Source organism: Dyella sp. C11 (genome assembly GCF_003121485.1).
Taxonomy (GTDB): Bacteria; Pseudomonadota; Gammaproteobacteria; order Xanthomonadales; family Rhodanobacteraceae; genus Dyella.
Window position 1 is genome coordinate 62447 of the sequence record NZ_QAVX01000019.1, and the last position, 12828, is coordinate 75274.

Consider the following 12828-nt stretch of genomic DNA (forward strand, 5'->3'; position numbering starts at 1 on the left):
ACCACCGGGACGCGTGCCATGTCAGACCCCATCGATCAGAAGCGACGTTCATTCCTCGGTGCGGCGGCCATTGGCCTCGCCACCGCACCCTTCGCCTTCGGCGCATTCGCCCACGCACAAGGCGCCACGCCGGCAACGGCGGACAACAAGCGCGCCGCCAGCGGTGGCCATACCTCGTTCAAGGCCATCAAGCATGTCAAAGCGGGCGTGCTCGACGTGGCCTATGCAGAAGACGGCCCCGCGCACGGCAAGCCGGTATTGCTGCTGCACGGCTGGCCGTATGACATCTACAGCTTCGTCGACGTGGCACCCATCCTTGCCGCCGCCGGCTATCGCGTGATCATTCCCTGGCTGCGCGGCTATGGCGACACACGCTTCCTTTCGTCGGACACCAAGCGCAACGGCCAGCAGGCGGCGCTGGCAGCAGATGCAATTGCGCTGCTGGATGCGTTGAAGATCGACAAGGCCATTGTTGCCGGCTTCGATTGGGGCGCACGCACCGCGGACATCCTCGCCGCCGAGTGGCCGGAGCGCGTCAAGGCGCTGGTCTCGGTCAGCGGCTACCTGATCGGCAGCCAGGACGCCAATCGCGCACCGCTTCCGCCCAAGGCCGAACTGCAGTGGTGGTATCAGTTCTACTTCGCCACGCCACGCGGCGAGGCGGGCTACGCCAAGTACACCCACGACTTTGCGCGCCTGATCTGGCAGCTCGCCTCGCCGAAGTGGCAGTTCGACGACGCCACGTTCAATCGCTCGGCCGCCGCATTGGACAATCCTGACCAGGTGGCGGTCGCCATCCACAACTATCGCTGGCGGCTGGGTCTGGCCGAGGGAGAGTCGCAATACGACGACCTGGAAAAGAAGCTCGCCGCGCTGCCCAGCATCGCCGTGCCGACCATCACCATGGAAGGCGACGACAACGGCGCACCGCACCCGGAACCGGCGGCCTATGCGAAGCGCTTCACCGGCAAGTACGAGCACCGTCTCGTCACCGGCGGCATTGGCCATAACCTGCCGCAGGAAGCACCCCAGGACTTCGCCAAGGCCGTGATTGACGTCGATCGCTTCTGAGTCGCACACCGGCCGGCACGCGTGAAGATGGGCTTGTCGGCCGGCGTGGTAGTTTGGCGCCACACTCCAGTGTCCAACCCCACCGCAAGGAATGGATCGTGCCTGCCCCGCCGCAACCGGTTGCCACCACGCTGACCCATTCGGCCATTTTCCTGGTCGTAACGTTGAAACCTGGACCGCAGTGCCGCGATACGGTGACGGGGTTGTGCAGCGACATGTCCTCGCTGCTGCGCGCCATCGGTTTTCGCCATCCGTTGCGGCGCCTGTCATGCGTGATGGGCTTCGGTTCCGAGGCGTGGGACCAGCTGTTTGGCCATCCGCGGCCGGCCCATCTTCATCCCTTCCGCGAGATCAAGGGCGTGCACCACGCACCCTCCACGCCAGGCGACCTGCTGTTCCATATCCGCGCCACGCACATGGACCTGTGTTTCGAGCTGGCGGCGCAGATCATGTCGCGCATCGGCGACGTGGCCACCGTGGTCGACGAAGTGCACGGTTTCAAGTATTTCGACGAACGCGACCTGCTGGGCTTCGTGGACGGCACGGAAAATCCGGCGGAACAAGCCGCCGTGGATGCCACCATCGTCGGCCACGAGGATGCGGCCTTTGCGGGTGGCAGCTACGTCGTCGTGCAGAAGTACCTGCACGACCTGACGGCGTGGAACGCGGTGCCGGTCGAGCAACAGGAAAAAATCATTGGGCGCCACAAACTCTCGGACGTCGAGTTGCGCGAAGAAGAAAAGCCGCCCTACGCGCACAACGTGCTCACCAATATCGAAGAGAACGGCGAACAGCTGCAGATCGTGCGCGACAACATGCCATTCGGTGAAATTGGCAAGGGAGAATTCGGTACGTATTTCATCGGCTATGCGTGCTCCCCTGCCCGCATCGAAACCATGCTCGACAACATGTTCATCGGCAATCCGCCCGGCAACTACGACCGCATCCTGGATTTCAGCAAGGCGGTGACGGGCTCGTTGTACTTCGTGCCGTCCGCGACATTCCTCGACAACCCGCCGTCATACACGGCAGGCGCAACGAGCTAGCGGCTTCGTTTCGAGCGCCGCCAAGGCGCGGCATGCCAGCCAGGATCACGATACAGGGGCGAGGTTATGGAATTCTTCGACTATCCGCTGGCTGTTTTTGCCGCGACCACCGTGGGACTGCTGATCGCGCACGAAGCGGGCTTTCGCCTTCGCCGGCGCGATACGCATCGCAGCGAAGGGGAACGCAATTCGGAATTGCGCGACGTGCGCAACCAGATCGCGCTGCTGCTGAGCCTGCTGTTGGGTTTCTCGATGTCGATGGCGTTGAACATCTACAACGCGCGCGGCCAGCTGGTGGTGGATGAAGCCAACGCCATTCGCACGGCTTTCGAGCAATCGCGCCTGATGCCACGCCCGATGCCCATGTCGGTATTCCAGGACTATGCGAAGGCGCGCATCATCGCGCTGTCCGAGCATCCCGGCACGGATGCGCGCAACGCCGCACGGCAGCGTTCATTGGCCATCCGCCAGCAACTGCTCGACGACGCCCAGGCGCAAGCGCACGAATCGGCGTCACCCATCGCCGGCAATTACGGCATGGCGTTGAGCACCATGTTCAATCGTGCGGTGGAACAACGGGCGGCCAACGACCAGCGCATTCCCGTGGACATGTGGGCGCTGCTGATGGCGCTTTCGGTGCTGGTGGTCGCCATTGGCGCCTATGGATTGCCCTTCCGCATGGGCTTCACCGAGACCATGATCATCCTGATGATCGCCACGTCACTCGCCTTGATTGCCGACCTGACGTCGCCTTTCTCGGGATTCATCGATGTGGGACAAGACAGCTTGCGAGGCCTTCTGATGATGGCCGAACCGGCGGCGCACTGAACACGCCGCCCAAGAATTTCGAGAACCCCCTACCCCTCTCGTCATTCCGGCGCAGGCCGGAATCCAGTGACGTTCGTATCGGTCTTCGCCGAGCGCTAGACGCCTGGCGCCTAGAGGCAAGAACAAATACTGAGGTAACTGGACTCCGGCCTGCGCCGGAATGACGGTCAGCAAATCAGCCTACGTCCCCGCAGGCACCCAAAGCATCACGCCTGCCGACGCGGCAACCGCCAGCCCGGACGGATGAAGTGGCAGGTGTAGCCGTTCGGGATGCGTTCCAGGTAATCCTGATGCTCCGGTTCGGCTTCCCAGAACGGACCCGCCGGCTCGATCTCGGTCACCACCTTGCCGGGCCACAGGCCGGAGGCATCGACATCGGCCACCGTGTCTTCCGCCACCTGTTTCTGCTGGTCGTCGACGTAATAGATGGCCGAGCGGTAGCTCATGCCCACGTCGTTGCCCTGGCGGTTCCTGGTGCTCGGATCGTGGATCTGGAAGAAGAACTCAAGAATCTGGCGGTAGCTGACCTGGCTCGGGTCAAACTCGATCTCGATGGCCTCGGCGTGCGTGCCGTGGTTGCGGTACGTCGCGTTCGGAACGTCACCGCCCGTGTAACCCACGCGCGTGGAAATCACGCCAGGAATCTTGCGGATCAGATCCTGCATGCCCCAAAAGCAGCCGCCCGCAAGGATGGCCTTTTCGCGTTGCGTCGTCATGGTGTCTCCCATGGAGTTGATATCGGGGACGCCCGGGTGAGGATGCCGGGCGGGGTCATCAGGTTATTCGCTCGACACCCCTTCTGGGTTACCCGAATGGGCATGCGATGCCACCACCCTACTCTTCTCACCACAAGCTGCGCCTAAACTTAAGCAACCTGCTCCCACCAAGGAGCGCCACCGACGATGTCGCAGGCCTGGCCCCCCGTTCCCGATCACCCGCATGGAGCATCACGGCATGTCGTATCGCATCGCGCTGGAAGAAAAGCCCAACAACACCGACATCAACACCATCATCCAGGGCCTGACCGCCTACAACCAGAGCAAGGCCAACGGTGATACGCCGCAATACCTGGTCGCTACCGCAAGGAACGAGGAAGGCACCGTCGTCGGCGGCGTGGTCGCTGCGATTTACCTGGGCTGGCTGCAGGTGAGCGCGCTGTGGCTGGCCGACGAGTTGCGCGGCAACGGTTACGGCAGCCAGCTGCTTGCGCTGGTGGAAGACGCCGCCGCGCGACAGGGATGCGCCAATGCCTTCCTGGAAACGCTGAGCTTTCAGGCGCTGCCGTTCTATGAGAAGCGCGGCTACACCGTGTTCAGCCGTCTCGCCGATTTTCCGCCTGGCGGCGCCCGCTATGCCTTGACCAAGGCGTTGCCGGTCATGGCAAACGTGGAGTCGTGACCAGCAGGCCGCAACCATGCACATCCGCAAGGCCACCATCGACGATGCTGCCACCAGCTTCGCCATCCGCCGCGAAGCCATACGCGCGCAATGCCATGGCCACTATGCACAACGCGAGCTGGATGTATGGACGTCCGGCGAGATGTCGCACGTATTCGCCCGGCGCGTGGCCGAGCATTTCCAGGTTGCCATCGTCGATGGGCAGATTGTCGGGACGGGTATGATCGACCTTGCCACGGGCAAGCTCGACGCCATCTTCGTCTTGCCTGCCTACATGCGGTGCGGCGTGGGCCGCGCCATGGTCGATCACCTGGAAGCGATGGCGCGCGAGGCCGGGATTCGGGAAATCAGCCTGGAATCCACCTTGAACGCGGCGCCCTTCTACCGCGCACTGGGCTTCGAAGGCGAAGGCCGCTCCAGCTACACCTCGTCGCTGGGCGTCACGCTTACCTGTGTGCCGATGGTCAAACACATCTGACGCCACAGGATCGGATGCAGGCTTAGGGCCGGCGCATCAGCACGGTTCAACCGCTGCCGTTGCCTCGCCGCGGCGATCCATGGCAATGGACACAAACCACAGCAGCAGTCCGCCCAACGCGAGGCCACTACCCACCCAGCCGGGCGAGGTCCAGCCGTAGCCGTTGGCAATCGCCAGCCCGCCAAGGAACGGACCCAGCGCATTGGCCGTGTTGAACGCGGAATGGTTGAGCGACGCCGCGAGGCCTTGCGCGTCGCCGGCTACGTCCATCAACCGCGTTTGCAAGACCGTGCCGAGTGCGCCACCGACGCCGATGAGGAACACCACCGCGCTGAGTGTCAGCACGTTGCCCGCGGTGAACGGAAAGATCGCCAGCAACACCATGCTCCACACCAGCAGGCCGCCCGCCGTACGCATCAATGCGCGATCGGCGAACACCGGAATCACCATGTTGCCCAGCGTCATGCCGACGCCGAACACGCCCATCACCCACGGCACGGCATCCAGCGACATGTGCGTCACCTTCAGCAGGATGTCCGCCAGATACGTGTACACCGCGAACATGCCGCCAAAACCGATGGCGCCGATGCCCAATGTCAACCACACCTGCGAACGCTTCAACGCGCCCAGCTCACGCAAGGGGCTGGCGTTCGCATCGGCGGGCGTGTTCGGCGCAAAGGCGAGCACCGCGCTCATGGTGGCCACGCCCAGCATCGCCACCAACGCGAAACTCCAGCGCCAACCCACCGCCTGCCCCAGCCAGCTGGCCAGTGGCACGCCCACGATGGTGGCGCAGGTCAGTCCAAGAAACATTTGCCCCACGGCGCGCGTGCGCCGGTTCGGCGGCACCAGCGAACTGGCCACCAGTGCGCCCACACCGAAATACGCGCCGTGCGGCAGGCCACTGAGGAAGCGAAACACCAGCATCCAGTGGTAGTTCGGCGACAGGCCCGTGAGTCCGTTGAACAGCGTGAACATCGCCATCAGCATCAACAGCAACCGACGGCGCGGCATGCGCGCGCCCAGCACAGTGATCACCGGCGCACCCACCACCACGCCCAGCGCATAGGCGCTGATGGCATGGCCCGCCGTCGGCGCATCAATGCCCAGCCCCTGCGCGAACAGCGGCAGCATGCTCATCGATGCGAATTCCGTCGTGCCGATGGCGAAACCGCCCACAGCCAGCGCAAGGATGACTAGCCCCACATGGGGAACGCGAACGGGCGGCGTGCCCGGATCGAGGGCGGGAGCAGAAGCGGACATGAGGGGACTCGGCCGAGGGGATCAGGCGCATTGGTGCGATGCAGCATGCACAGCATAGCGGCTGGGCGGGTAGATGGCCAGCCGATGCGCGTGGCTGAGGGGCGTCATCAATGCTCGCAGCGCTGCTGGAAAGCCGTGCCTCTTGCTCGTCATTCCCGCGAAGGCGGGAATCCAGTGACTTTTCGCACTGCACTAAGGCACTGGATGACCGGCCCTGCGGCCGTTGAAAAGTACCTCCCGCCTTCGCGGGAATGACGGTGAGGAAAATGAAGACCGCGGGGAATTCTTTTAATCAGCAACGAGGCCAAGCGAAGCATCATCAACCTGGTGTCCAACCCCGCACATCACTTCACGCACCGCCTCAAGGCGAATTCGGCGGACTCTGCGCCACGTTGTCCGCATCGCCGCCACTCGCCGGCTGGCCCGGTGACACCGTAATGATCGCCGGCGCAGCAGCCACCACCGGCGTAACGGCAGGCAGCATCGCCGTGGGCGCCTTTTCATCGACCGGACCGCTTTCCTGCGAAAGCGAATTCGCCTCGGCCTGCTTGTTCATCACGATGATGCTGATGCGGCGATTGATCGGATCGCCAGGATTCGCGCGATCAAACGGTACCGACGACGCCAGGCCCACCACGCGCGCGATCTTGTCTTCGGTCAAACCACCGGTGAGCAAGGCACGACGTGCGGCGTTGGCGCGGTCGGCGGAAAGCTCCCAGTTGCTGTACTGATGATCACTGGTATACGGCGCGTCGTCCGTGTGACCCGACAGGCTGATGCGATTGGGCACGCGATTGATGAAGCCCGCCAGCTCCTGAAGAATCGTGGTGGTGTATGGCCGCAGCTGCGCGCTGCCCAGGTCGAACATCGGGCGGTTCTGCTTGTCCACGATCTGGATGCGCAAGCCTTCGGGCGTAATGTCCAGCAGCAGCTGATCCTTGAAAGGCTCCAGCGCCTGGCTGCTTTGAATGGCCGCCTGCAGTTGCTGCATCAGCTCTTCAAGCCGCGCGCGTTCCTGCTTGCGCGCTTCCTTCTCGATCTCCTTCGGATCGGCGGCCACGGCGGCGTTGGCCTTGTCGTGCCCGGGGCCATGCGGCAAATCCATCGCGCCGCCCAGCTTGATCATCGCGTTGCTGGCACCGCCCGGCCCGTTCGTGCCCGAAGGCGCCATGGTGGCCGTGCCGTGCGTCATGCTCGGGTTCTTGAAGTATTCCGAAATGGCCGCGCGCTGTTCACGCGTGCCCACGCCAATCAGCCACATCACCAGGAAGAACGCCATCATCGCGGTCACGAAGTCCGCATAAGCGACCTTCCACGCGCCGCCATGATGTCCGTGCGCATGCCGCTTGATGCGGCGTATGACGATAGGCGCCGGGGCCTGGCCTTCGCCCTGCTCGCTCACGTGGCCGCCTTGGCGCGGGGCGCTGCCGACTTCAAGTGTTCTTCAAGATCCAGGAAGCCCGGTCGTGAATGCGTGGCGAGCGACTTGCGCGCGAACTCCACCGACACCTTGGGGTTGTAGCCGCGCAGGCTGGCGAGCAAGGCGATCTTCACGCACTCGAATGCCTTGCCGTCTTCCTGCACGCGGTTTTCCATGGCGGCACCCACCGGGCCGATGAAGCCATAGCACAGCAGAATGCCGAGGAACGTACCGACCAGCGCACCCGCAATGTGCGCGCCGATCTTCGATGTATCGCCATCGAGCTGCGACATGGTTTCCACAATGCCAAGCACCGCCGCCACGATGCCGAAACCCGGCAGCGCGTCGGCCATCTTGGTCACCGCCGTCGCCGGTGCCATGGCTTCGTGATGATGGGTTTCCAGCTCTACTTCCAGCAGCTGTTCCAGCTCGATCGGATTCATGCTGCCGCCCACCATCAGGCGCAGGCAGTCGGTGGTGAATTCGATCAGGTGGTGTTCGCGCAGCAGACGCGGATAGGCGGAGAACAGTGAGCTGTTCTGCGGATCTTCGATGTGTTCTTCCACACCGAGCAGGCCTTCCTTGCGGATCAGGCTGAAAAGGTCGTACAGCATCGACAGCAGGTCGATGTAATCCTGCTTCTTGTACTTGGGTCCCTTGAGCAGGCCCACCGCATCGCGCACGGCACCCTTCACCACCTTGGGCGAATTGGCCGACAGAAACGCGCCCAGCGCGCCGCCGCCGATGATCAGCAGCTCGTACGGTTGCCACAGCGCCGCAATCTGGCCGTGCGACAGCACAAAGCCGCCAAGCACGCACACCACCACCACCACCGCTCCGATCAGGACCAACATATTCGCTCCGGGATACGGAGCCGATGTCTCCGTGCAAGACGCTTATCGGCGGTTGCCGGAGAAAATTGAGAAAGCGTTTTCACGCCAAGCCATGAGGCTACGACACGTAAATCTCAGGGATGAATCGCGTAGACATAGAAGTCGTTGTCCCGCTGCCAGCCCAATCCCTCGTAGAGTTTCTGGGCGGCCACGTTGTCGCGGGCCGTCTGCAATTCCAGTCGCCCTGCACCCCGGCGACGCGCCTCGTTCACCGCCTCGATCATCAAGGCCCGCGCGATCCCCTGTCGACGGGCCCGCTTGGCCACGTAAAGGTCGTAGAGGATGAAACTGGGCACCGCGCCCACCGAATCGAACAGCGGATACAACTGGGTGAAAGCGACGATGTCACCGTCGTCGGTTTCGGTGACGAGTACCAGCGACGAACCCTCCGACAATCGGGCCGCCATGAAGCGGCGCGCCAGCTCGGCATTCGCATCCTGCTCATAGAACTGCCGGTATTCATCGAACAACACCGCCACCTGGTCCAGGTCGCCTGAATTTGCAACGCGCACGTTTGCCGCCATGGTCGCCTCCTGAAAGATCGACTTTCATAGGGCAGGCGCCATGACGAAGGCGTAGATGCTTGCCTCGGCTTGTCGGCAGTCGCCATCGCCACCACCGACCGTTCGAGACAGCTTGGTTGCGCACGGTGTGGTGCGTACAAGGGCGCGGCAAACGGGAGATCAGGTCGGCGTCTACGCCGGACCGCGATAGCTCCATTGCTCCCCGGCCACAGCGCGTCTGTGCCATCCAGACCAGGCATTGCCGCTAAGTAGAACTACCGACTTTTGCTGCGTAAATTTGCGCTCGCCGTGAAGCAGCCCGCCGCGCACTCTAGCCAAGCGTTCATCAAGGCTGCGTGCCAAAGGGTGTCCCATGTCAGTCGCATCCCTCACGAAAATCGTCATCGGCGTTGCGCTTCTTTTTGGGCTTACGCTATCGGCAAGCGCGGCCGAATCAACGATTTCCCCTTCTCAAGCACAGGCGATTTCGCGAGACGCGTATGTCTACGGCGTGCCGCTGGTTGATCAATACAAGACCATGTACGCCTTTTCCGTCGCCAAAGGCACACCGCAATACAAAGGACCGTTCAACTCCATTCTCAACATCGCACGCGTGTTCACGCCCGATGACACGGCCTTTGTCACGCCGAACTCCGACACGCCCTATACCTTCATTGGCCTGGATCTGCGTGCCGAGCCCATGGTGATCACCGTTCCGAAGATGGAAAAGAATCGCTACTTCGTCTTCCAGCTGCTGGATCTCTACACGTTCAACTTTGCGTACATCGGAACGCGCGCCACCGGAAACAACGGCGGCAACTACCTTATTGCGGGCCCCGAGTGGAAAGGTGGCACGCCCAAGGGGATCACCAAGGTTTTCCATGCGGAAACCGAATTCGTCAGCGTGGTTGGCCGCACGCAGCTGTTCAACCCGGACGACCTGGACAACGTCAAGAAAATCCAGGCCGGCTACAAGGCGCAACCGCTGTCGGCCTTTGAAGGTTCGGCGGCGCCCAAGCCAGCCCCCGAGATTCACTGGATTACGCCCCTGTCAGACGAAGACACTCGCACATCCCTCGCCTTCTTCAACGAGCTGGCCTTCCTTCTGCAGTTCTGCCAACCGCCGCATCCCAGCGAAGTGGGCTTGCTCCATCGCTTTGCACAAATCGGCATCAAAGCGGGCCAGCCGTTCGATGCATCGGCATTCCCTGCCGATGTGCAGGCCGCGATGAAGCAAGGCATGCTCGACGGCCAGAAAGCCATTGATGATCGTCGCGCATCGCTGGGTGGAAAAACCGACCAGCTGTTCGGCGACCGCGCGTTTCTCAAGAACGATTACGTGGCGCGCGCCACAGGGACGCAGGTAGGCATCGGCGCCAACTCGCGCGAAGAAGCCTTGTACCCGATCCTGGAAAAGGATGCGCAAGGCCAGCCGCTGGATGGCAGCGCCCACAACTACACGCTGCATTTCGCCAAGGGCCAGCTGCCGCCGGTGAATGCGTTCTGGTCCATCACCATGTACGACCTGCCCAAGCAGTTGCTGGTGAAGAACCCGATCAATCGTTACCTGATCAATTCGCCCATGCTGCCGCAGTTGAAGACGGATGCCGATGGTGGCTTGACCATCTACATCCAGGCCGATTCACCGGGCAAGGACAAGGAGTCCAACTGGCTGCCGGCACCGAAGGGGCCGTTCGTCGCCTTCATGCGCTACTACTGGCCGAAAGCCAGCTTGCTCAATGGCCAATGGAAGACGCCCTCTATCCAGCGCGTGAACTGAGCGAAACCGGACCCACGTCCGGCCTCGCTCCGGGGCCGGACGTTACCGCTGCAACTCAAGATCCGGCAACTTCCACACCTTGTCGAAGAACGGCTTTTCGGGGCCGTACAGACGGAACAGCAATTCGAACTTGCCATGCGCATCGGTGGGCACCCAGTTGCTTTCCTTGCCGGCAGGTGCAGAAGGACTGAAGTAGATGTCGACCGAACCATCGGCGTTCTTTACCAGCCCCGGCGTATTGGAACCCCGGCTCGCCCAGCGCACGTCCTTGATCAGTGCGTGCGTGTCGTGGTCGTACGCCGTCACCGACCAATACAGCTTCACAGGCGGATTGGCCGGCACGTGCAAGCGATAGGTACTGGCGCCTGACAACAGGTTGCCAGCGTTGTCCTTGATCGTTACCAGATAGAACTGCCCCGCCCCCAGGTGCTTGGCCGAGAAGTACGCCAAGGCGTAACCCACGGCGCGGGCGTCTATCGGGTAACGATTGGGATCGGCGAAGTTGCTGGCCATGTCGCCGGGGAACGTGGCCGGCACTGGCAATGCCCAGTGCGTGCCTTCGTTGAACGGCGGCACGAAGGCGTGTTCCGTCCAAAGCTCGATCAACGCCTTGGCTTCAGGGCCGGCCTTGTCGAACGTAGCCTTGTTCGCCGCCAACGCATCGCCAGCTTTGCCCTTCTCGATGCCCAGGGATTTCAGCGGATCGATCATCGCCTTGTCGCGCTCGATCCACGGCTCCACCTGCACGAAGCGATTGAGTGCGTCGAAGAAGCGAGAGTCGTACGGAATGGTCGAATCGTATGGCTTGTCATAGGCATCGACGAAATGCGTATCGCCCGGCACCGCGCCCGAACTCGGCAACGGATAGAACTTGATCCGCTTGCCATACGCCACAGCGCTGGCAATGTCCGCGTCGCTGCCGCTTTTCAGGTTGGAACGAAGAATGGCGTAGCCCTGATACGTCGCCGAATGCAGCGGGAAATAACCTTGCGGCACCGTGCCCTTGAAGCCCGGAGGGAGGATCAGGTATTTGCCGCCCTTCCCTTTGTCCAGGCCCGCCGGTCCGACATCTTCCAGCGGATTCTGCCATCCGTCGTCAATGCTTCCCGTGATGTTGCCTTCGCCGGCAGGGGGAATCTCCAGCACCACCGGCCCGTTTCGCGTGTCGTAGAACGGGGTGAAATAGATCGTGTCCGGGTTGGGCGTCAGCGTCTGGTTTTTCCAGTTCAACGGCCGTGACCAGAAGATCACCTGGTTGGGTCCGCCGCCCAAACCCACAAACGCATCCAGCATCAACTGGAAGTTCACCGCCGGCATGCCCCACACAAAGGCATCCACCGCGCGGCGCTCGATGTTTCGCTGCGTAAGCTCTTCAGGGCTCATCGACGTATGGGTTGGCTGAGCTCCCTCGGCATGCACCGGATTCTGTGCCAGGCCGACAACCAATGCAGCAGCAAGCGAAAGCGACAAACGATGCGTTTTCACGGGGGCCTCCTCTGGGCAATCAACACGCAAAGCATGTCGCCGCAGGCGAAGCGGCTGCATCCGTAGAAGCACGCTGCCAATCTAAGTATTTCTACTCCCCGGGCCGATGTGCCGGGTACAAACGCAAGCCACCGCAAGTCGTCACGTTGCCGGGTGTTCAATACCCACGTGAAACCCCAACCAGGGTCGACATCATGACGAACGCGAAAGACGGTCTGGCATGCTTCTACGCGCTTGGGCGCCGTCCGGCGATTGCTGGCGATGCCACCAGCATCGATGGTTTCCCATCTTCAGTTCAGAAACGAAGCGACCAGGAAAATCACATCGGCAAGAAAGGTGCACACGATCAGGGCGCCCAGCATCACCAGCACATCCATCTCCCGCTGATCACCTGCGGAAAACAGTGCAGCAGTCGCCAGATCCTTGTCGCGATTGACGCTTTCGTTAATGGCAAGCATGACTTCTCCCCGCCAGCCCGCATCGGCTAGCTCAATAGTGGCTATGAAGTGGAGGAGGAGCGCCTTTGGATTCGCGTTGCCCGGTCAGCGAGCAACTCATCGCCCTTCCTTGGAGAACAGTGTCCTCCCGCCATTGGCGCTTGAAAAATACTGGTTCGCTATGGAGCCATAACCGCCGACTATGGCCTGACCAACCCAGGCGCAG

Annotated in this window: 13 protein-coding genes; 6 read left to right on the top strand and 7 right to left on the bottom strand. The window is 62.2% G+C overall.

Annotated elements, in window-relative coordinates; all coding sequences use genetic code 11:
• The first annotated feature begins 18 nt into the window (after positions 1-18).
• The 3 genes from DK366_RS16525 to DK366_RS16535 all read left to right on the top strand — a co-directional run bounded on the left by DK366_RS16525 (position 19) and on the right by DK366_RS16535 (position 2945).
• Entirely contained in the window at positions 19-1071 is a 1053-nt protein-coding gene (locus tag DK366_RS16525; RefSeq protein WP_109126665.1) for an alpha/beta hydrolase, read from the top strand.
• A 98-nt stretch (positions 1072-1169) separates the two neighbouring features.
• Positions 1170-2117 (top strand): Dyp-type peroxidase, encoded by a 948-nt coding sequence (locus DK366_RS16530; RefSeq protein WP_232821086.1) that lies wholly within the window; start codon positions 1170-1172, stop codon positions 2115-2117.
• A gap of 66 nt (positions 2118-2183) precedes the next feature.
• The gene (locus DK366_RS16535) at positions 2184-2945 is read left to right on the top strand and encodes a hypothetical protein (RefSeq protein WP_109126666.1); all 762 of its coding nucleotides are present in this window, start codon (positions 2184-2186) and stop codon (positions 2943-2945) included.
• A gap of 206 nt (positions 2946-3151) precedes the next feature.
• On the opposite strand, the gene msrA is transcribed toward DK366_RS16535, so the two are convergent.
• Positions 3152-3661, bottom strand: coding sequence for a peptide-methionine (S)-S-oxide reductase MsrA (gene msrA, locus DK366_RS16540; protein WP_109126667.1), 510 nt, complete (start codon positions 3659-3661; stop codon positions 3152-3154).
• Positions 3662-3899: 238 nt separating this feature from the next.
• On the opposite strand from msrA, the gene DK366_RS16545 reads away from it, so the two are divergent.
• Positions 3900-4343 (top strand): GNAT family N-acetyltransferase, encoded by a 444-nt coding sequence (locus DK366_RS16545; RefSeq protein ID WP_198651606.1) that lies wholly within the window; start codon positions 3900-3902, stop codon positions 4341-4343.
• Between the two features lie 16 nt (positions 4344-4359).
• Entirely contained in the window at positions 4360-4821 is a 462-nt protein-coding gene (locus DK366_RS16550; RefSeq protein WP_109126669.1) for a GNAT family N-acetyltransferase, read from the top strand.
• 36 nt (positions 4822-4857) lie between these two features.
• Here DK366_RS16550 and DK366_RS16555 read toward each other — a convergent pair whose 3' ends face one another.
• The 4 genes from DK366_RS16555 to DK366_RS16570 all read right to left on the bottom strand — a co-directional run bounded on the left by DK366_RS16555 (position 4858) and on the right by DK366_RS16570 (position 8921).
• Entirely contained in the window at positions 4858-6084 is a 1227-nt protein-coding gene (locus DK366_RS16555; RefSeq protein WP_198651607.1) for an MFS transporter, read from the bottom strand.
• A gap of 361 nt (positions 6085-6445) precedes the next feature.
• On the bottom strand, positions 6446-7486 hold the full coding sequence (gene motB, locus DK366_RS16560) for a flagellar motor protein MotB (RefSeq protein ID WP_109126670.1): 1041 nt from the start codon (positions 7484-7486) through the stop codon (positions 6446-6448).
• Positions 7483-8358, bottom strand: a complete 876-nt coding sequence (gene motA / locus DK366_RS16565; RefSeq protein WP_109126671.1) for a flagellar motor stator protein MotA — start codon at positions 8356-8358, stop codon at positions 7483-7485. The genes motB and motA overlap by 4 nt, the downstream gene beginning before the upstream one ends.
• A gap of 113 nt (positions 8359-8471) precedes the next feature.
• Positions 8472-8921, bottom strand: coding sequence for a GNAT family N-acetyltransferase (locus tag DK366_RS16570; RefSeq protein ID WP_109126672.1), 450 nt, complete (start codon positions 8919-8921; stop codon positions 8472-8474).
• A gap of 352 nt (positions 8922-9273) precedes the next feature.
• Between DK366_RS16570 and DK366_RS16575 the strand changes: the two genes are divergently transcribed.
• Positions 9274-10680 (top strand): DUF1254 domain-containing protein, encoded by a 1407-nt coding sequence (locus tag DK366_RS16575; RefSeq protein WP_109126673.1) that lies wholly within the window; start codon positions 9274-9276, stop codon positions 10678-10680.
• 42 nt (positions 10681-10722) lie between these two features.
• Here DK366_RS16575 and DK366_RS16580 read toward each other — a convergent pair whose 3' ends face one another.
• Complete coding sequence (locus DK366_RS16580; protein WP_198651608.1) at positions 10723-12165, bottom strand: DUF1254 domain-containing protein; 1443 nt, start codon at positions 12163-12165, stop codon at positions 10723-10725.
• 290 nt (positions 12166-12455) lie between these two features.
• A complete protein-coding gene (locus DK366_RS21305) occupies positions 12456-12623 on the bottom strand; it encodes a hypothetical protein (RefSeq protein ID WP_157956596.1) in 168 nt (55 codons plus the stop codon).
• Between the last annotated feature and the right edge of the window lie 205 nt (positions 12624-12828).

Coding starts and splice junctions, on each gene's coding strand:
- DK366_RS16555 (WP_198651607.1), bottom strand. CDS start 6,084: ATGTCCGCTTCTGCTCCCGCCCTCGATCCGGGCACGCCGCCCGTTCGC.
- DK366_RS16525 (WP_109126665.1), top strand. CDS start 19: ATGTCAGACCCCATCGATCAGAAGCGACGTTCATTCCTCGGTGCGGCG.
- DK366_RS16545 (WP_198651606.1), top strand. CDS start 3,900: ATGTCGTATCGCATCGCGCTGGAAGAAAAGCCCAACAACACCGACATC.
- DK366_RS16535 (WP_109126666.1), top strand. CDS start 2,184: ATGGAATTCTTCGACTATCCGCTGGCTGTTTTTGCCGCGACCACCGTG.
- DK366_RS16570 (WP_109126672.1), bottom strand. CDS start 8,921: ATGGCGGCAAACGTGCGCGTTGCAAATTCAGGCGACCTGGACCAGGTG.
- motA (WP_109126671.1), bottom strand. CDS start 8,358: ATGTTGGTCCTGATCGGAGCGGTGGTGGTGGTGGTGTGCGTGCTTGGC.
- DK366_RS16575 (WP_109126673.1), top strand. CDS start 9,274: ATGTCAGTCGCATCCCTCACGAAAATCGTCATCGGCGTTGCGCTTCTT.
- DK366_RS21305 (WP_157956596.1), bottom strand. CDS start 12,623: ATGCTTGCCATTAACGAAAGCGTCAATCGCGACAAGGATCTGGCGACT.
- DK366_RS16550 (WP_109126669.1), top strand. CDS start 4,360: ATGCACATCCGCAAGGCCACCATCGACGATGCTGCCACCAGCTTCGCC.
- msrA (WP_109126667.1), bottom strand. CDS start 3,661: ATGACGACGCAACGCGAAAAGGCCATCCTTGCGGGCGGCTGCTTTTGG.